Consider the following 18,939-nt stretch of genomic DNA (forward strand, 5'->3'; position numbering starts at 1 on the left):
TCCGTACCGCGTAACCCGCTATGATGTGCACATTACCCTCTGCCGCCTTCGCGGTAGACAGCCGGAGAAGATATGGCCTCAATCCAGGAAAGCGCGAGCATGGCGCTGTTTTGCGACTTCGAAAACGTCGCACTCGGCGTGCGCGATGCCAAGCTCGAGAAGTTTGACATCAAGCCGATTCTCGAGCGGTTGCTGCTTAAAGGCAGCATCGTCGTGAAGAAGGCCTATTGCGACTGGGAGCGCTACAAGGGCTTCAAGGCCGGCATGCACGAAGCGAGCTTCGAATTGATCGAAATTCCGCATGTGCGCCAGTCGGGCAAGAATTCGGCCGATATCCGCCTCGTCGTCGATGCACTCGACCTCTGCTATACGAAATCGCATGTCGATACGTTCGTCATCATCAGTGGCGATTCGGATTTTTCGCCGCTCGTGTCGAAGCTGCGTGAAAACGCGAAGAAAGTGATCGGCGTCGGCGTCAAACAGTCGACCTCCGACCTGCTGGTCGCGAACTGCGACGAATTCATCTTTTACGACGACCTCGTGCGCGAGCAACAGCGCGCTGCCGCACGGCGCGAGCCGAATGCAGCCGCACGCCGCTCGCCCGATGAAGACCGGCAGCGCAAGAAGGAAGGCGATGAACGCAAGAACATCGCGATTGCGCTAGCCGTCGAAACCTTTGATGCACTCGCCGCCGAACGTGGCGAAAGCGGCAAGATCTGGGCTTCGGTGCTCAAGAGCGCGATCAAGCGGCGTAAGCCGGATTTCAGCGAGTCCTATTACGGTTTCCGTGCGTTCGGCAATCTGCTGGATGAGGTTCAGGCGCGTGGGCTGTTCGAAGTCGGGCGCGACGAGAAATCGGGTGCGTTTGTGTATCGGTCGAGCCCGGCAGAAGCGGCGCAATCGGTGGCAGCGAGTGCTCCTGCAAGTGCGAACGAAGGTGGTACGAAGGGTACCAGGTCGAAATCGGGCAATAAGTCCGGCAACCGGTCGGGCAACGACAAGAAGGGGCATCGCAAGGGTACGGACTCGGGCAGACAGGTGGTCGAGCAGCACGGGGCAGATGCATCTGTCGATGAAGCGCACGGCACGCATCACCAGTCCGACCTGTACGAAACGCTCGATCTGTACGAGACGTACGAAGCGTCACGTGAACCGGACCGTGCCGACGAAGCACCGCATGCGCCCATCGAGACGCATAGCGAAGGCGAGTCGCAACCCGCGCCTACACCGGCACCGGCACGCAAACGCCCGACCGCGCGCCGCGGTAAGCCTGCGGCAAAGAAGACGGCAGCGGTTGCACAGCCTGCTGTCGAGGCGCCCGCTGCACCGCCTGTCGCTGCCCCCGCCGACGAAAGTGCAACGCGCAAGCCGGCTCAGAAATCTGCTGCGCGTAAATCGGCGGCACGTCCGCGTCGGCCACGCAAAGCTGCGGGCGCGGTTAACGAAGAGTGAAAACCACATACACGCGATGCCGGCCTGCAGCAGGCCGCATCGCGCGTAGACAGCGACACCACGGCACGCTCGAACCGAGCCTTCGAAGTATCCCTACACTGCCGAAACATCGACTATAGAGCGGGATACTTCAACGCTCAAGAACCACGCCCTTTCCCCGCACCCGGCGCAGTCGATTCAGCAGCCTCAGCCACCTCAATAGCCCCCCCATCCGCAGGCACATTCCCCACCGCATTCTGCGGCGGTGCCTCGATATCCCAGCACGAGATAAACAACGCGGCGATCAACGGCCCGATCACGAACCCGTTGATCCCAAACACCGACATCCCGCCCACCGTCGAGATCAGCACGACCCAGTCCGGCAGCTTGGTGTCCTTACCGACGAGAATCGGCCGCAGCACGTTATCCACGGTACCGATCGCCAGCGTACAGAACAGGATCAGCACGACCGCCTTCCACATCGGCCCGGCCAGCAGGAAATACACGGCCGCCGGCACCCAGACGAGCGCCGAGCCGATCGCGGGCAGCAGCGACAGGAACGCCATCAGCGTGCCCCACAGCAGCGCGCCCTTGATGCCGAGCACCGCGAAGATAATCCCACCGAGCAGTCCCTGCACCGCCGCCACCGCGATGTTGCCCTTCACGGTCGCACGCACCACCGTCGCGAAGCGGATCAGCAGACGGTCCTTGTGCGAGCGTTCGAGCGGAATCGCGTCGCGGATGCGCCGCGAGATTGCGCGGCCGTCGCGCAGCAGGAAGAAGACGAGGTACAACATGATGCCGAAGCCCACCGCGAACTGCAGCGTGTTCTGGCCGATCACGACAGCCTGGCCGGCAACGAACTGACTGATGCGTGCCGCGCCATCCGTAAGCTTTGCCTGCAGACCATGCATGTCGGCGAGGCCGACGTTATCGAGTGCGTTCTGCGCGAAAGCGGGCAGTGCCTGCACGATCTGCTGGAAGTACAGGCCGAAGTCCCATTGCCCCTGCCTGATCTGTTGATACGCGTAGGCGGCTTGCTGGACGAGCGTGCCAATCATCACGATGACCGGCAGGATCACGATCAGCACGCATAGCGCGAGCGTCGTCAGTGCAGCGAGATTGGGCCGGTTACCGAAGCGGAACGAGAGACTGCGTTGCAGCGGTTGAAAGAGGATCGCGAGTATCGTCCCCCAGAAGATCGCGCCGAAGTACGGCAGCAGGATCCAGATAAGCGCCAGCGAAACCGCGGCCAGCAGCATATAGAAGCTCTTCTGATTGCGGCTGTTCTGATCGTTGTCGTGGTTCATGGTTCTCACGCATGCGTGCCGCCCCGGCAATCCTGCCGGGGCGGCTGTCTGGAGAAACGCAGCCGGCCATGAACCGCGGCCGGCAACGAATAGCTTACTTCTTGTCGAGCGCGTCGCGAGCCTTGTCCTTCGCCTCACCGAAATTACGCTGCACCGTACCGGTCGCTTTCTCGACCTTGCCTTCCGCTTCGGTTGTGCGATTGCCGGTCACCTTGCCAACCGCTTCCTTCACCGAACCTTTGATTTCCTTTGCTGCGCCTTTGATCCGATCTGTGTCCATGATTGCTCCAAAAAGGTTATGCATCTGGAATCCACCTGCATGACGTGGATGTAGTGGATGCAGGTCAATGTACCTGTGAGCAATCCGTGGGCCTAGATGCCCGGATACTGGTTAAACCGGTACTTTTACACCAATCTGCGATCAATCTGCCGTGCCGCCCGTGCGCCGCTTCGGTTTCTCGTAGCCGACTATGCCGCGCTCGCGCGCCCACACAATCGCCGCGCTGCGCCGGTGCACGCCGATCTTGCTGTACAGCGTCGCGACATGGTTGCGGATGGTGTTCGGCGCAAGATGCAATGCTTCGGCAATCTGTTCATTGTCGTAGCCCTGGCACATCAGTCCCAGCACTTCGCGCTCGCGCGATGTCAATTCCGACAGATCGCCGCCCGCCTGCTGCGCGCCGTTCGGTTGTCTGATCTGCGCGAGCTTCTCGATTACCGTGCGGCTAAACCACGACGTGTCCTTCATCACGGCTTCGATCGCGGCCAGCAGTTCCACCTCGGAGCGCTTGCGCTCGGTGATGTCCTGGATCACGCTCAACAGGCAGCGCTCGCCGTGAATGGTCACCGCCTCTGCGGAAACAAGACAATCCACCGCCGCGCCCGATTTCGTCTGCAACTGGATCTCATAGTTGCGCACGCTGCTGTGCGTTTCCATTTCCGCGCGCAGTTTCCGGTAGGCGTCGTTGCGTGCCCACAGGCCGATCTCTTCGGGTTGTCGCGCGACGACTTCCTCGGCCTCGTAACCGGTCGCCGTGACAAACGCATCGTTCACGTCCATCAGGACGAAACCGTCGAGCGAGCTGACCGTCATCGGTACCGGCGCAAGCCGGAATGCCTTCGAAAAGCGCTCTTCGGTATGTCGCAACGCGTCTTCGGCCTTGCGCCGCGGCTCCATGTCCATGAACGTGAACAACATGCAGTTCTCTTCACCGATCTCGATCGGCTGGCCGGCCACGATCACCAGTTTCGTCGACCCGTCCGGCAACTGCAGCGTGGCTTCCATCTGTCCGATCGTACGGCCCTCGTTGAGATTGACGATCGCCTGCTCGCGCTTGTCCGCACCTTCGAGCACGTCGACTTCGTACGTCGAACGGCCGATCACGTTTTCGCGCGTGTAGCCGGTCATTTCTACAAAGCCCTGATTCACCTTCACGTAGCGCAGATCCGCGAGCCGGCAGATCACGGCCGGCGCAGGGTTCGCGTTGAAGGTCTTCTCGAAGCGTTCTTCCGCGCTGAAGCGTTCGGTCACGTCCTGCACCACCAGCGCCAGCGATTCCGACGCACCGCTTGCGTCGGTGAGGATCAGGCTGCGCACCTGGTGCATGTGCCGGAAGTCTTCGTCGTCGGAACGCGTGACTTCGACGATCACGTCGCTGAACAGCTCCCCGGCGATGACCCGGGCAATCGGATACTGGTCCGCCTGCAACGCGTGGTTGTTGCGGTAGGTCAGCTTGAACTTCTTGCGAAAACCGCGTGGGTTACCGCCCAGCGCTTCGACGGCGTCGACACCGTGAATCGCAAGCGCCGTCTCATTGGCCCAGACGATCGACCCATCGGGATCGATGAGGATGATGCCTTCGGTCAGCCCCGCGATGATCTGCTGCAACTGCCGCCGGTCGGCCTGCGGCCTCGCGTCGCTCCTGTTCATCCAGCCTCCGTGAGAGATACCGCATTCTAGCGGTGCGGCGCGGGTTTCCACGTTTGGGGCGGGTTCGGGGCGGGTTTGGGTCATTTTCGACGTTTCGATACGCATCGAAACGTGGCGGCGGATTGGCAGCCTATGATGACGACATCACTGGAGACCGGACATGTGTTCTCAACCGAATATCGCCTCCACCGCGTTCCTGATCGCCGACCCCGCCCGCGCGAACATGCTGATGGCGCTCGTCGCCGGGCGCGCGCTGCCTGCCGGCGAACTCGCGTATGCCGCGGGCGTCACGGCGCAGACCGCCAGTACGCATCTTGCGAAGCTGCTCGATGGCGGCCTCGTCACCGTCGAAGCTGAAGGACGGCACCGCTACTACCGGCTATCCGGCGCACATGTGGCGCTCGTGCTGGAAAATCTCGCTGCCATCGTGCCGGCCCGCGAGGTGCGCCGCCGGCCACTGGGCCGTGAGGCGCAGAACCTGCGTTTTGCGCGCTGCTGCTACGACCATCTCGCGGGACAGGTCGGCGTCGCGGTCACCCAGGCGTTGCAGCAGCGTGGCTTCATCGTGGCCGCACAGGACAAGCGCTTCGATGTGACGGCGGACGGCCACGAATGGTTCGGGCATATCGGGCTCGATATGGAGCGGCTACGGGCCACTCGTAGAGTCGGGCGCGGCATCGCGCGGCAGTGCCTCGACTGGACCGAACGGGAGCATCACCTGGCCGGGCCGCTCGGCGTGCAGTTCATGAGCGCGCTGTGCGCGAACGGCTGGATGCGGCGCGTCAACGCATCGCGGGTCGTACAGGTCACGCCGGTGGGGTGGGCGGGATTGAAGGCGGAACTGGGTATCGAGGGCAGGCTTGGGGCGCTGACGCAGGAGGCATAGCGGGGTCGATGCTGGCCACCGCCGCTCAAAGCGCCAGCACACTCACCGCGACCTCGACCTGATGCGCGCCGCCACCGAGGATCATCCCGCGCAGCAGCGACACATCGCTGTAATCGCGACCGAGGGCAAGCGTCACGTGATCGAGATCGGCGAGCACGTCGTTAGTCGGATCGAGATCGATCCAGCCGCTCTGCGGACAATGCACCGACACCCACGCATGCGATGCATCCGCGCCGATCAGGCGTGGCTGCCCCGGCGGCGGATCGTTGCGCAGGTAGCCGCTCACATAGCGGGCCGGCAAACCCAGTGCACGCAGACAACCGATCATCACCTGCGCGAAGTCCTGGCACACGCCGCTGCGCAGTTCAAACGCGCGTTGCGCGGGTGTATCGAACGTCGTCGTGGCGGGGCGGTATTCGAAATCCGCGTGGATGCGGTGCATCAGGTCGATCGCGCCCGCGACGAGCGGCGTACCCGGCGCGAAACTCGGCAGCGCGTAGGCACGCAACGCGTGCAGCAGCACGATGTTCGGCGACGCGAAGCAGAACTCCGATTCCGGGAAGAATTCGCCACCGGCGCGAAAGCGCAGCCGTTCGGCGACCTCTTCCCATGCGGGGGTCGCCTCGGGATCGAGCGCATGCCAGCGCGGCGATAACCGCACGACCGTTTCGCTCGTCATTTGCAGCGATTCGTGCGGGGCATCGAGCGAAAAATACAGCACGTCGTTCCCGAACGCATCGATGCGGCTGTTCAGATACGAAGGCGTCGGCTCGATCTGCTCGGTGTGTGAAACGACCCGCTGCCACGGGCACGCGAGCGGCCGGATGGTGGCGAGATGCTGCGCGGTTTCGACCGGCGTCGAATAGCGATACGCCGTGCGGTGCGACACCGACAGTACGGTCGCGGCCGTCATGCCGACACCTGCGTCTGTGTCTGCACTTGGACCTGCGCGGACAACTGCGTGTTCGCGTGGCTGAAATAGCGCCCGCTGATCTCGTTCGATGCCGCCGCCATGTATTGACTCAACTGGTCGCACAGATCGATCAGCGCCGGATAACCGCCATCGGCATCGCTCTCGCACAGTGCTTCGAGCGGGGGTAGTGACGCTATCGGCGGCATCAGCTCAGAGAACGGCATGCGCCGTGTGCTACCCGCGGCAGCCGCGATCTCGTCGAGCTTCTTGCGCAGCCTCGTATAGACGCCGTACAGGCCGCGCGGATTGGTCTGGTCGACCACGAGCATATCGATCAGCGCAGGCACCTCGAAGCGGCCCGGATACAGCGAACGGTACGTCAGCGTGCAATCGAACAGCTGCAGCAGCAGATCGAAGCCCGCGGGCCGCGCCAGCGTGCCCTGCCCGGCAACCGCACGCAGGAACGTGCACATCGTCACCACCCGCTCAATGTGCCGCCCGACGAACAGCAGACGCCACGCCTCGTCACGCATCATGCGGTCGCCTTGTGCGCCGCTAATCGCCGAGAGCTGCGTCGCGAGATATTCGAGTGCATCCGCGAGCATCACCCGGTCATAGCGGCCCACGCCGCTTGCAAGCACGAGCCGGTGCTGCGCGTCACGGAAATCGTTGCGCGCGGCGAGAATCGTGCGCCAGTGATCGTTAGACAGCCGCCCGCGGATCTCGCCACACGCACGCACCTGGCTCGCGAGATTCTGCCCGATGCTGGTCTCGCCGCTTGCCTCGCTCATGCCCGCGATCAGCGTGCGCTCGAAGGCCTGTGGCGAGGTATGCGCGAGCGTATCGACAGAGGGAATCAGCCCGCATTGCGAGGCGAGTTCGGCGAGCGTCGCGAACATTTCGTCGGCGTCGCTGCCTTCCAGCGAGCCGAGAATCAGCCGGCACAGCCGCACGTTATTTTCCGCGCGCTCGCCGTAGCGACCGGCCCAGAACAGGTTCTCCGCAGCGCGGCTCGACACCGTGCGATGTTTGCGCGCGAGATCGCCAGGCTGCATCGGCGATGGCAACAGCGACAGCGTCGAACCTGCCTGGCTCGACAGCACCCACGTATCGACGCTGCTGCCGCCGTGCTGCATCGACACGGTCGCCTGGCGCTCGGCAGCAAGCCGCGTGAAACCGCCCGGCAGCACGCTCCACTGACCATCGATACCGGCAATCGCATACACGCGCAGCACCGACGGCCGCGCGCCGAGCGTGCCTTCCTCATAGCGCGGCGTGCACGAATACGGCAGCGGCGCCTGAATCGTGTACGACTCGGGCGTGCTTTCGATCCGCTCGCGCCAGTCGGCGAGCCGCTGCGGACCGGGCGCGATGCCGAGCGGCCAGCCCGCCGAGGCACCGGACGCGCCGGACGCACTGGAGGTACCGCCCTGCGCGCCAGGCCAGGTCGGCAGCAGGAACGCGCTATCGCGCTGTGCGAACGCTTCGAGCCGCGCCGCTTCCTCGCCGCACCACCAGGTCGGCACGGCCGGCAGCGCAAGCGGTTCGCCGAGCAGCGCCTGAGAGATACCCGGCATGAATCCGTGCAGCGCGGGCGACTCGGCAAAGCCGGAGCCCGGTACGTTCGACACCATCACGTTACCGGCCCGCATCACCTGCAACAGGCCCGGCACACCGATGGTCGAGTCGGCGCGCAGTTCGACGGGATCGCAAAACGCGTCGTCGAGCCGGCGCAGCACGGCGTGTACGCGCTCGAGCCCGGCCAGTGTCTTCAGATAAAGCTTGTCGTCGCGCACCGTGAGGTCCTTGCCCTCCACCAGCGTCACGCCGAGATAGCGCGCGAGGAACACGTGCTCGAAGTAGGTCTCGCTGAACGGACCCGGCGTGAGCAGCGCGATATGCGGCGATTCCTCGCGATCGCCGTCGCGCATCGTCGTGCGTGCGGCTTGCGCAAGCGTCGCGACCAGTTGCGAGTACGACGGCGCGAGACGGCTCACGCGCATGGCGCGGAACGGGTCGGCGAACAGGCTTGAGACGATCAGACGGTTTTCGAGCGCATAGCCGAGACCCGATGGCGCCTCGGTGCGATGCGACATCACGGTCCATGCGCCGTCCGGCGCGCGTGCGAGATCGACGGCGACGATCTGCAGATATTGACCGGAAGCGGGCTTAAAGCCGCGCACGGCACGCAGATAACCGGGGTGCCCGAACACCAGTGCGGGCGGCAGCAGGCCGCGTTGTAGCAACGTCTGCGGGCCGTAGATGTCGGCGACGATCGCTTCGATCAGCCGCGCGCGCTGCGCCACGCCGCGCGCGATCAGCGCCCATTCTTCTTCGTCGATCAGGAAAGGCAGCAGGTCGAGCGCCCAGGGCCGCGACTCGCCCTTGTCGGCATAGACGTTGTAGCTGATGTCGTTGTCGCGGATCTGCTGCGCGACCGATGCGATGCCGTGATCCAGACCCGCGATCCCCTCTTCGCCAAGCAGATCGAAGAACTGCCGCCACGGTGCACGCAGTGCGCCGGTTTCATCGCGCAACTCCTCGCGGTGACCGTCCCTTGCGGGTAGTGCGTGCAGCAGCGCCAGCGCATCCGGTTGCGTGGCGGTGATGTCGAAAGGCAGGGTCGATTGAAAAGCCAAGATCGTGTCGCGTCGAAGGGTTCGGTGTGGTTGTCATGGGCGGCGGCACAGCAGCGCCGGATCAAGCGGGCTGCTGTGCCGCCGGACTGGCCGGCAGCCGTCGAAACACTCGACGTGCGGATCAACGATAGCGCAGGTCGAGGGTGAACGGAAACTCCAGGCTGCGCTCGCGCGGCTCGGGTACGAGCGCGCCCGGCGTATGGCCGATCGTAAAGAAGCGCGAGCGGCGCCGGCTTTCAGCCTCATAGGCGTTGACCGGGAACGTGTCATAACTGCGTCCGCCAGGATGAGCGACATGATACTGGCATCCGCCGAGCGAGCGGCCCGTCCATGTATCGACGAGATCGAACGTGAGCGGCGCATGCACGCCGATGGAGGGATGCAGCGCCGTCGGTTGCGACCAGGCGCGAAAGCGCACGCCGGCCACATGCTCGCTGACTCGGCCCGTCGGCTGCAACGGCAACGGCACGCCGTTCACCGTGATCACATGACGATTGCCGTTCAGCCCCAACGCCCGCACCTCGAGCCGTTCCACCGATGAATCCACATAGCGCACCGTCCCGCCCGACGAGCCCTCCTCGCCCATCACGTGCCACGGCTCGAGTGCATTGCGGATCGTGATGTCGACGCCGTTCGTCTGCAGTTCGCCGACCACCGGGAAGCGGAATTCGAAGTGCGGCGCAAACCATTCGCGATCAAACGCATAGCCTGCGTTGCGGAGATCGTCGAGCACGTCGTCGAAGTCCATCTGCACGAAAGTCCCGAGCAGGAAGCGATCGTGCAGCTCGGTGCCCCAGCGCGTCAGCCGCGTCGTGTACGGCTTGTGCCAGAAACGCGCGACGAGCGTGCGCAGCAGAAGCTGTTGCACGAGGCTCATGCGCGCATGCGGCGGCATTTCGAAACCGCGCAGCTCAAGCAGACCGAGGCGACCGGTCGGACCATCCGGCGAATACAGCTTGTCGATACAGAACTCGGCGCGGTGCGTATTGCCGGTCACATCGATGAGGATATTGCGCAATGTGCGATCGACGAGCCACGGCGGCAGCGTCGCGCTCTCGCGTCCGCCGAGCAGATCGAGCTGATGCTGAAGTTCGCGGAACGCGAGTTCCAGTTCGTAAATCTGGTCGTTACGCGCCTCGTCGGCACGCGGCGCCTGGCTCGTCGGCCCGATGAAGAGCCCCGAGAACAGGTACGACAGCGACGGATGGTTGAGCCAGTAAGCGATCAGGCTGGCGAGCACGTCGGGGCGGCGCAGGAACGGGCTGTCGGGCGGCGTCGCACCGCCCAGCACGAAGTGATTGCCGCCGCCAGTGCCGGTGTGGCGCCCGTCGGTCATGAACTTCTCCGGGCACAGCCAGGTTTCGTGCGCGGACTGATACAGGTACTCGGTGTTATCGACGAGTTCGTTCCAGCTCGACGCCGGATGGATGTTCACTTCGATCACGCCTGGGTCTGGCGTGACCTGGAGCATCTTCAAACGCGCGTCGCGCGGCGGCGGATAACCTTCGACGATGACCTTCACGCGCAACTCGGCCGCGGTCGCTTCGACGGCGGCGAGCAGGTCGAGGTAGTCATCGAGCGCGGCGAGCGGCGGCATGAACACGTGCAGCATCTTGTGGCCGCTGCCGAATGTGTCGGTCTCGACCTTCGGACCGGCGGCGCGCGCGGGGTCGCGGGCCTCGACGCAGATTGCCGTGCGCATGAGCCAGGCCGCCGATTCTCCGGCTTCGGGTGCGCGCTCGCTGCGGGCATCGCGTGTTGCGGCTGATGCGGTTGCCTGGGCAGCACGGTGATCGCCAGCCGCGCCCGATGCACCCGATGCACCCGATGCACCCGATGCACCCGATGCACCCGATGCACCCGATGCACCTAACGTGTCGTGCGACAACGCAGCGTTTACGGCGTCGCCATACTGCATCCGCAGCTCGGTTGCGTTACGCAGCGGCGCGACCGGTGCGAACGGATCGTGCTCGTGCTGCCACGGATAATCGGCCTTCGACACCCACGGCAGTGAATCGAGCGGCAACCGGTAGCCCATCGGCGAATCGCCAGGAATCAGGTACATGCGGTCTTCGCGGAAGAACCACGGACCGCTGATCCAGCGCGCCGGCTGCAGCGGCACATCGTTCTCGCGTGCGAGCGGCAATACATAGCCCGTCACCGACGGCAAACCCGCATCGAACACGCGGCGCAGCCGCACGCGTTCGAGTTCGTCGTCGAGCCGCGAATCGAACGGATCGACGTTGACCGGCAAGCGCCGTTCGCGCCACAGGTAGTACCAGACGTCCTCGTAGCCGGGCACGATGTGCTGCGTATCGAGCGCGAGCTTGCCCGCCAGATGGCGAACGAACCGTGACGCGTCTTCCGCTGTGTAGGAATCGGGTGTGCGCTCGTCGGCGAATAGCGTCGGGTCCTGCCAGCACGGCTCGCCATCCGCGCGCCAGAACAGCGACAACGCCCAGCGCGGCAGCTGCTCGCCCGGATACCACTTGCCCTGGCCGATATGCAGGAAGCCGTTCGCGCCGTAGCGCGTGCGCAGCTTGTCCATCAGCGCGACTGCATAGCCGCGCTTGGTCGGCCCGAGTGCGTCGGTGTTCCATTCGGCCGCATCGCGGTCGCGCACCGACACGTAGGTCGGCTCGCCGCCCATCGTCAGCCGCACGTCCATGTCGGTCAGTTGCGCGTCGACGTGCGCGCCCATCTGCTGAACTGCTTCCCACGTCTCTTCGGTATACGGCTTGGTCACGCGCGGCGTTTCGAGCACGCGCTGGATCGACATCGTGTGGGTGAATTCGACTTCGGATTCGTCGACGGCGCCCGAGATCGGCGCGGCGCTGCCCGGCTCCGGCGTACAGGCCACCGGAATGTGGCCTTCGCCTGCGAGCAACCCCGAGGTCGGATCGAGCCCGATCCAGCCGGCGCCCGGCAGATAGACCTCGCACCATGCGTGCAGATCGGTGAAGTCGACCTCGGTGCCGCTGGGGCCATCGAGCGCCTTGGTATCGGGCGTAAGCTGCAGCAGATAGCCCGACACGAAACGCGCGGCAAGACCGAGCTGACGCAACGTTTCGACGAGCAGCCAGCCCGAGTCGCGGCACGAGCCTGAACCGTTCGTGAGCGTCTCTTCCGGCGTCTGCACACCAGGCTCCATCCGGATCAGATAACGGATGTCGTGTTGCAGGCGCTGGTTCAACTCGACGAGGAAATCGATCGTGACACGCGGCTTCAGGTCGATGCTTTCGACGAACGCAGCAAAACGCGGTGTCGGCTCGCGTTTGACGAGGTAAGGCGCAAGTTCGCGCCGCAGCTCGTCCGCGTACTTGAACGGGAACTGCTGGGCCTCGGGTTCGAGGAAGAAATCGAACGGGTTGTAGACCGCCATCTCGGCGACCAGGTCGACCGTGACCTTGAACTCGCGGGTCGGCTCCGGAAACACGAGCCGTGCCTGGTAGTTCGCGAATGCGTCCTGCTGCCAGTTGATGAAATGCGTTTCGGGCTCGATACGCAGCGAGTACGACACGATCGGTGTGTGGCAGTGCGGCGCGGGACGTAACCGCACGACCTGCGGCGAAAGATTGACCAGCCGGTCGTAGCGGTAGTGCGTGACGTGGTTCAATGCGACTCGAATGGACACACCGGACTCCTCGATGAAAAAACGATAAGCGATACCTGCCGGCGAGGCGCAGGCCAGACAGGGCGAACCGGCACCTCAGCACTGTGCAACGGCCGATGATGCCTGTGTCCGGCGAGAAAAACGTGACAAGCGACATGACAACCGGTACGCGCGGCACGATGCTTGCGATAACCTGACGGGCCCACACGAGCCGCGACCCGTCCGCAGGCCACTCGCGGGCCATACGAAACCGGCGTGCAGCACCGGTTGCTTTCCTCTTTCTGGTCAACGCAATGAAAACGTTCCACTGCAACCGATGCGATCAAACGGTGTTCTTCGAGAATATCCGCTGCGAACACTGCGAAGCGCTGCTCGGCTATGTGCCCGAACTCGGCGAGATCAGCGCCTTCGACGACGCGGGCGACGGCCGCTGGCGCAGCCTGCATCCGCAGGCTGACGGCGCGCTGTTCCGGCAGTGCCACAACTACGCCGTGGAGAACGTGTGCAACTGGATGATCCCCGCCGACTCCCCCGACACGCTGTGCCGCTCGTGCCAGCTCACGAGCACGATCCCCAATCTCACCGCGCCCGATAACCGGCTCTACTGGTACCGCATCGAAAGCGCGAAGCGGCGGTTGCTGTACACGCTCGCGACGCTCGGACTGTTCGCGCCGTCCCGCGAGGCGGACTGGATGCACAGCCTGCAGTTCCAGTTTCTGGAAGGCGATACCGCGGATGGCAAGCCCGTGACGACCGGACATCAGAACGGCCTGATCACGCTCGACATCGCCGAGGCCGACGACGCACACCGCGAGCGCACCCGCTCCGCGCTCGGCGAACCGTACCGTACGTTGCTCGGGCATTTCCGTCATGAGTCGGGCCATTTCTTCTTCGATCGTCTGATTGCCGGGTCGCGCTGGCTCGAACCGTTTCGCCAGTGCTTCGGCGACGAGCGCGCCGACTATGCGGCGTCGCTCGACAGCCATTATCACAACGGGCCGCCGGCCGACTGGCCGCAGCACTACGTCAGCGCCTATGCCACGATGCATCCGTGGGAAAACTGGGCGGAAACCTGGGCGCACTACCTGCATATCGTCGACACGCTCGATACCGCCGTCTCGTGCGGACTCAAACTCGTGCCAGACAGCCCGCACGAACCGAGACTCACCGACCAGACTCCCGTCGATGAAACCAGCTTCGATAATCTGATGAAACGCTGGTTTCCGCTCACTTATGTGCTCAACAGCCTGAATCGCAGTCTTGGATTGCAGGACGGCTATCCGTTCATGCTCGCGCCGCCGGTGATCGACAAGCTGCGCTTTGTGCATCGGGTGATTGCGGCGAGTGCTGCGGGTGCGATACGCGCTTGAACGCACGACGCCGCTCCGGCTGCGGGTCCGGCTTCACGCCGCAGTTCTCGTCTGGCTCTGGGTTTGCGTGGCCGCACCGGCCTCCGTTTCGGCCGCAATCGGCACCAGAAAATCGCGACTCACACGGCTCGCCAAGTCATTGACGCGTGCGAGGAAGTCGACGAGGTACGCGTGCAGCCCGCCAGCCAGAATGTCACCGACACGCGCGCCGCGCAGTTCGGCGGACAACTGCGCAGCGAGCCGCGACGTCGCCTCCGACCGGCCGTTCGTGACACGCTCGACGATCTGCCCGACCTCCGTCATGCTCGCCGCTAGCGAACGCGGCCAGTCGCCGTTCAGGATCAGCAGTCCAGCGACGCGTTCGGGCGTAATCACATCGCGATACACCTTGCGATACACCTCGAAACCCGACACCGAACGCAGCACCGCGGCCCAGTGGTAGTAATCGAGCGACTGCGCAGAAGTATCGGCGCGCTGTTCGAGCATCTCGAACTTCACGTCGAGAATCCGCGCCGTGTTGTCCGCGCGCTCGATGAACGTGCCGAGCCGCATGAAGTAGAACGCATCGTCCTTGACCATCGTGCCGAGCTGCACGCCGCGCGACAGATGCGAGCGGAACTTGACCCATTCGAAGAATTCGTACGGATCGCGCTCGAGAATGCCGTCGAGCAATAACCGCTGGCAATCTAGCCACGTCGTGTTGAGCGTTTCCCACAGCTCGGTGGTAATCGAGCCGCGCACGGCTCGCGCATTTTCGCGCGCGGCGCGCAGGCAACTGACAATCGACGACGGATTAGCGAGGTCGCGCGACATGAACTCGATCACGTCGTGGCTCTTCATGCCCTGGTGCGCGGCGGCGTAGACGCCGCTCAGTTCGGAGATCGACAGCATCGCGCGCCAGCCCAGTTCCGCGTATTCGTCGGATTGAGGCAGCAGCGACATCTGGTAGTTCGCATCGAGCATCCGTGCGGTGTTTTCGGCACGCTCGGTATAGCGCGCCATCCAGAAGAGGTGGTCGGCGGTACGGCTCAGCATGGGTGCTCCCGAAAGTTCTCGTTCTCGTTGACGTGGACTGGAGATTGCGGATCGGCCGGTGTTAGCGGCGGCCTAGCGCTCCAGCACCCAGGTGTCCTTGGTTCCACCACCCTGCGATGAATTCACGACCAGTGAACCCTCGCGCAAAGCGACCCGCGTCAGACCGCCCGGCACCATGCGCACCTCGTGCCCGGACAGGACGAACGGCCGCAGATCGATATGGCGCGGCGCGATGCCGGACTCGACATAGGTCGGGCAGGTGGACAGCGAGAGCGTCGGTTGCGCGATGTATTTGTCCGGCTGCGCGAGTAGCGCGGCGCGGAATGCTTCGATCTCCGCGTGAGTCGACGCCGGTCCGACCAGCATGCCGTAGCCACCCGCGCCGTGTGTCTCCTTGACGACGAGTTCCGCCAGATGATCGAGCACGTACTTGAGATCGTCGGGCTTGCGGCACATCCACGTCGGCACGTTGTTCAGGATCGGCTCTTCACCGAGGTAGAAGCGCACCATGTCGGGCACGTACGGATAGATCGATTTGTCGTCGGCGACGCCGGTACCGACCGCATTGCACAGCGTCACATTGCCCGCGCGATACGCACCGATCAGACCGGCAACCCCCAGCGTCGAATCGGAGCGAAACACCGACGGGTCGAGGAAGTCGTCATCGACGCGCCGATAGATCACGTCGACGCGCTGCGGCCCCTGCGTCGTGCGCATGTACAGGTAGTCGTTTTCGACGAACAGGTCCTGACCTTCGACGAGTTCGATACCCATCTGCTGCGCGAGAAACGCGTGCTCGAAATACGCCGAGTTGTACATGCCCGGTGTCAGCACGACGATGGTCGGATTGTCCGCGCCTTCGGGCGCTGCTGCGCGCAGCGTATCGAGCAGCATGTCCGGATAGTGCGCGACCGGCGCCACGCGATTGCGCGAGAACAGATCGGGGAACAGCCGCATCATCATCTTGCGATTTTCGAGCATGTACGACACGCCCGACGGCACCCGCAAGTTGTCTTCCAGCACGTAGAACTCGCCTTCGCCCGCGCGCACGATGTCGATGCCGGCAATATGCGCGTAAATATCGCGCACGACGTTCACACCGCGCATTTCGGGCCGGTACTGCGTATTGCCGGTGATCTGCGCAGCGGGAATCACACCCGCGCGAATGATGTTCTGCTCGTGATAGATGTCGTGGATGAAGCGGTTCAGCGCATTGACGCGCTGACGCAGGCCGCGTTCGAGTGCGCCCCATTCCGCGGCGGGAAAGATGCGCGGAATGACATCGAATGGAATGGTGCGCTCGGTGCCGACGCCGGTTTCGTCCTTCGCGCCATACACCGCGAACGTGATACCGACGCGCCGGAAGTTGAGTTCGGCCTCTGCGCGCTTGTTGGTGATCTGCTGGACGCTCTGCCCGCACATCCACGTGAAGAACTCGCGATAGTGCGTGCGCGGATCGCCTGCTCCGGAAAAAGCCGCCGCCGGCAAGCCGGCCGCGTGCATCTCGGAGCGCTGGAACATTTCATTGAAGAAAGCTTGCGTCATAACCGGTCTTCCATGTGATGTGCATACCGAAGTGGCGACTTCCAATCTCCTGGTTGCACTCGCCCTCGCTCGCTTGACGCGGTTCCGATCGAGGCTCGCTACTCCGCTACGCTTGCGCGCAACGGCAGAAGCGGGTCAGTCATGACTCATTCGCCCGATCCTGAACTCACGCATGCTACCGCGTCTCCAGACGGGCATGCATCTTTCGTCTTGTCGCGAAAAACCCTGGCTACTGGCTGGTGCCTACACGGCACCGATTGCAGTATCAGTCGCGACGACTAGACAACCAGGCGCCAGTTCGTACGACGCAACTTCCATGCCGATGAAACACCACGGCAGACGGAGCGCGCCGCCGGGATTGCCTCTCCGCGATTTGCACCGTCGCGGTGCGACCTGGGCCGCATCCGCACAGAATCGGGGTTTCACATTCTTCGCGGCGAGGCACGCAGGTAAGATCGCACACTCGCAACCTGCCATCGATCATATGACAAACGACCAGAGCCGCTGGGTCACCACGCCGATTACCGCTGAGTTCGTACGCGGCGCACTCGAGCTGGAACGCACCGACCGTGGGGTATTGCCGCATCGACTGCCCGCGTGGGCTCGTGCCCAGTGCGCGGATCCGCAACTGGCGATGGCGGAGTCGCAGCCGTCGGGGGTGCGCCTCGTTTTCCGCACGCTGGCGACCGAAATCGAGCTCGACGTACTGCCGACGCGATATGTCTACGCGGGTGTTCCGCCTCGTCCGCTGGGGGTGTACGACCTGTTGATCGATGGCCAGCTTGTTGATCAGCGCAACGCAGACGGTGGGGATATCGTGACGATCGATATGGCTGCCGGGACGGCGTCGCGTCGGCAGGGTCCGGTCGGTACGGTGAAGTTCACCGGTGTAGTGACTAGCCGTGGCCGTGACGAAAAGACCGTCGAGATATGGTTGCCGCATAACGAAACGACCGAACTCGTCGCCCTACGCACCAACGCTCCGATCGAGCCCGTTTCCAGCGATGCCCGAAGAGTCTGGCTGCATCACGGCAGTTCGATCAGCCACGGTTCCAACGCGGACAGTCCTACTGCGACGTGGCCCGCGCTCGCTTCGTTTGCTGGCGACGTGGAACTGATCAATCTTGGCTTCGGTGGCAGTGCGTTGCTCGATCCGTTCACGGCTCGGACCATGCGAGATACCCCCGCTGATCTGATCAGTCTCAAGATCGGTATCAACCTGGTCAATGCGGATCTGATGCGGCTCCGTGCGTTTGGGCCAGCGGTGCATGGGTTTCTCGATACGATTCGCGAGGGCCATCCCGCTACGCCGCTACTCGTCATCTCGCCGCTCTACTGCCCGATTCATGAGCACACGCCAGGCCCTGGCGCATTCGATATGACGGCACTGGCTTCCGGGAAGGTGTCGTTTCGGGCGACGGGCGACCCGGCTGAGCGTAAGGCCGGGAAGCTGACGCTCCGTGTTATCCGCGACGAACTGCGGCGCATCGTAGAGCAACGCGCGGCTGACGATCGTCATCTGCACTACCTCGATGGACTTGATCTCTACGGTCGACAGGATTTCGCGGAGTTGCCGCTTCCCGATCAGCTTCATCCGGATGGGTCTACGCATCGTCGCATGGGTGAACGGTTTGCGAGGCTGGTGTTTGGGGATGGCGGGGTGTTTTCGGCTGGGTGATGGGTGTTGTGAGGCTCGCCTTTATTCATCGAGTCGCAGCATCATATGTTCTTCGTCGTAAAACCGGTCTCCAACGCGAATCGCACGCTGTTCGATGCCGTAGGAGACAAACCCAACCGATCGATACAACTGTTGCGCGCGCGGATTTTCCGTGTGCACGAAGAGCCGGATTTGCAGCACCTTCGTCTCGCGAGCATGGGTAACGGCCGCCTCGAGCAACATGCGAGCGACGCCGCTTCTACGCCACTCGGGTTCAACGAACACGCCCCACAAGGTGGCGTTATGAGTGATCTTCTCAAGCGATTCGCGCCGTAGGCCAGTGACACCGATCAGTCCGGTACCGCTAAAGGCGCCGAAGACAACCTGGTTTTCGGTGGGTCGGATCCGGTTGCGGACATCGTCCACTGCAAGCCGTGCTTCTTCTTCGTAGGTCGGCCAGAACGATGCGGGCGCATCCTGAATGGCGTGCAGGCGGAGTGCCTTGAATGCGTCGGCGTCGTCTATCGTCAATGGTTTGATTACCACTTGATCGGTATTCACTTGCGGGTTCCTGTGTGAAGGCTCGTTTGCATATGACACTTCCGCGCTG

14 protein-coding genes are annotated in these 18,939 nt (G+C 63.6%); 5 read left to right on the top strand and 9 right to left on the bottom strand.

The genetic code is table 11. The annotated features are described in order from the left end of the window. Nucleotides 1-72: 72 nt before the first annotated feature. Entirely contained in the window at nucleotides 73-1,452 is a 1,380-nt protein-coding gene (locus BWP39_RS26325; protein ID WP_096725177.1) for an NYN domain-containing protein, read from the top strand. 137 nt (nucleotides 1,453-1,589) lie between these two features. On the opposite strand, the gene BWP39_RS26330 is transcribed toward BWP39_RS26325, so the two are convergent. From BWP39_RS26330 to BWP39_RS26340, 3 genes are all read right to left on the bottom strand, one after another. Continuing rightward, nucleotides 1,590-2,741: an AI-2E family transporter gene (locus BWP39_RS26330; RefSeq protein ID WP_096725178.1), complete on the bottom strand. Its 1,152-nt coding sequence runs from the start codon at nucleotides 2,739-2,741 to the stop codon at nucleotides 1,590-1,592. A gap of 94 nt (nucleotides 2,742-2,835) precedes the next feature. Then, complete coding sequence (locus BWP39_RS26335; protein WP_091011695.1) at nucleotides 2,836-3,021, bottom strand: CsbD family protein; 186 nt, start codon at nucleotides 3,019-3,021, stop codon at nucleotides 2,836-2,838. A 141-nt stretch (nucleotides 3,022-3,162) separates the two neighbouring features. Beyond that, nucleotides 3,163-4,671 carry a helix-turn-helix transcriptional regulator gene (locus tag BWP39_RS26340; RefSeq protein WP_096725179.1) on the bottom strand — a complete coding sequence of 503 codons (1,509 nt, stop codon included), beginning with the start codon at nucleotides 4,669-4,671 and terminating at the stop codon, nucleotides 3,163-3,165. A 160-nt stretch (nucleotides 4,672-4,831) separates the two neighbouring features. Between BWP39_RS26340 and BWP39_RS26345 the strand changes: the two genes are divergently transcribed. Then, a complete protein-coding gene (locus tag BWP39_RS26345; RefSeq protein ID WP_096725180.1) occupies nucleotides 4,832-5,557 on the top strand; it encodes an ArsR/SmtB family transcription factor in 726 nt (241 codons plus the stop codon). 25 nt (nucleotides 5,558-5,582) lie between these two features. Here BWP39_RS26345 and BWP39_RS26350 read toward each other — a convergent pair whose 3' ends face one another. Next, nucleotides 5,583-6,470, bottom strand: coding sequence for a transglutaminase family protein (locus BWP39_RS26350; protein WP_096725181.1), 888 nt, complete (start codon nucleotides 6,468-6,470; stop codon nucleotides 5,583-5,585). Beyond that, nucleotides 6,467-9,109 (bottom strand): circularly permuted type 2 ATP-grasp protein, encoded by a 2,643-nt coding sequence (locus tag BWP39_RS26355; RefSeq protein WP_096725182.1) that lies wholly within the window; start codon nucleotides 9,107-9,109, stop codon nucleotides 6,467-6,469. Before BWP39_RS26355 ends, BWP39_RS26350 begins: the two co-directional genes overlap by 4 nt. On the opposite strand from BWP39_RS26355, the gene BWP39_RS31785 reads away from it, so the two are divergent. Continuing rightward, nucleotides 9,098-9,256: a hypothetical protein gene (locus tag BWP39_RS31785; protein ID WP_157915187.1), complete on the top strand. Its 159-nt coding sequence runs from the start codon at nucleotides 9,098-9,100 to the stop codon at nucleotides 9,254-9,256. The genes BWP39_RS26355 and BWP39_RS31785 overlap by 12 nt on opposite strands. Here BWP39_RS31785 and BWP39_RS26360 read toward each other — a convergent pair. Next, a complete protein-coding gene (locus BWP39_RS26360; protein WP_096725183.1) occupies nucleotides 9,231-12,743 on the bottom strand; it encodes a transglutaminase family protein in 3,513 nt (1,170 codons plus the stop codon). The two genes, BWP39_RS31785 and BWP39_RS26360, sit on opposite strands and share 26 nt — an antisense overlap. Nucleotides 12,744-13,015: 272 nt before the next feature. Here BWP39_RS26360 and BWP39_RS26365 point away from each other — a divergent pair, with 272 nt between their 5' ends. After that, a complete protein-coding gene (locus BWP39_RS26365; protein ID WP_096725184.1) occupies nucleotides 13,016-14,092 on the top strand; it encodes a zinc-binding metallopeptidase family protein in 1,077 nt (358 codons plus the stop codon). A gap of 33 nt (nucleotides 14,093-14,125) precedes the next feature. Here the strand turns inward: BWP39_RS26365 and BWP39_RS26370 are convergent, their stop codons facing one another. Continuing rightward, nucleotides 14,126-15,127: an alpha-E domain-containing protein gene (locus tag BWP39_RS26370; protein WP_096725185.1), complete on the bottom strand. Its 1,002-nt coding sequence runs from the start codon at nucleotides 15,125-15,127 to the stop codon at nucleotides 14,126-14,128. 72 nt (nucleotides 15,128-15,199) lie between these two features. After that, nucleotides 15,200-16,672: a circularly permuted type 2 ATP-grasp protein gene (locus BWP39_RS26375; RefSeq protein WP_096725186.1), complete on the bottom strand. Its 1,473-nt coding sequence runs from the start codon at nucleotides 16,670-16,672 to the stop codon at nucleotides 15,200-15,202. 484 nt (nucleotides 16,673-17,156) lie between these two features. Here BWP39_RS26375 and BWP39_RS26380 point away from each other — a divergent pair, with 484 nt between their 5' ends. Next, nucleotides 17,157-18,350, top strand: a complete 1,194-nt coding sequence (locus tag BWP39_RS26380; RefSeq protein ID WP_096726189.1) for an SGNH/GDSL hydrolase family protein — start codon at nucleotides 17,157-17,159, stop codon at nucleotides 18,348-18,350. Between the two features lie 21 nt (nucleotides 18,351-18,371). Here the strand turns inward: BWP39_RS26380 and BWP39_RS26385 are convergent, their stop codons facing one another. Continuing rightward, complete coding sequence (locus tag BWP39_RS26385) at nucleotides 18,372-18,890, bottom strand: GNAT family N-acetyltransferase (protein WP_096725187.1); 519 nt, start codon at nucleotides 18,888-18,890, stop codon at nucleotides 18,372-18,374. Between the last annotated feature and the right edge of the window lie 49 nt (nucleotides 18,891-18,939).

It is taken from the genome of Paraburkholderia acidicola (genome assembly GCF_002362315.1).
In the GTDB taxonomy this organism is placed as follows: Bacteria; Pseudomonadota; Gammaproteobacteria; order Burkholderiales; family Burkholderiaceae; genus Paraburkholderia; species Paraburkholderia acidicola.

Coding starts and splice junctions, on each gene's coding strand:
- BWP39_RS26365 (WP_096725184.1), top strand. CDS start 13,016: ATGAAAACGTTCCACTGCAACCGATGCGATCAAACGGTGTTCTTCGAG.
- BWP39_RS26380 (WP_096726189.1), top strand. CDS start 17,157: ATGACAAACGACCAGAGCCGCTGGGTCACCACGCCGATTACCGCTGAG.
- BWP39_RS26345 (WP_096725180.1), top strand. CDS start 4,832: ATGTGTTCTCAACCGAATATCGCCTCCACCGCGTTCCTGATCGCCGAC.
- BWP39_RS26375 (WP_096725186.1), bottom strand. CDS start 16,672: ATGACGCAAGCTTTCTTCAATGAAATGTTCCAGCGCTCCGAGATGCAC.
- BWP39_RS26330 (WP_096725178.1), bottom strand. CDS start 2,741: ATGAACCACGACAACGATCAGAACAGCCGCAATCAGAAGAGCTTCTAT.
- BWP39_RS26370 (WP_096725185.1), bottom strand. CDS start 15,127: ATGCTGAGCCGTACCGCCGACCACCTCTTCTGGATGGCGCGCTATACC.
- BWP39_RS26350 (WP_096725181.1), bottom strand. CDS start 6,470: ATGACGGCCGCGACCGTACTGTCGGTGTCGCACCGCACGGCGTATCGC.
- BWP39_RS26340 (WP_096725179.1), bottom strand. CDS start 4,671: ATGAACAGGAGCGACGCGAGGCCGCAGGCCGACCGGCGGCAGTTGCAG.
- BWP39_RS26335 (WP_091011695.1), bottom strand. CDS start 3,021: ATGGACACAGATCGGATCAAAGGCGCAGCAAAGGAAATCAAAGGTTCG.
- BWP39_RS26325 (WP_096725177.1), top strand. CDS start 73: ATGGCCTCAATCCAGGAAAGCGCGAGCATGGCGCTGTTTTGCGACTTC.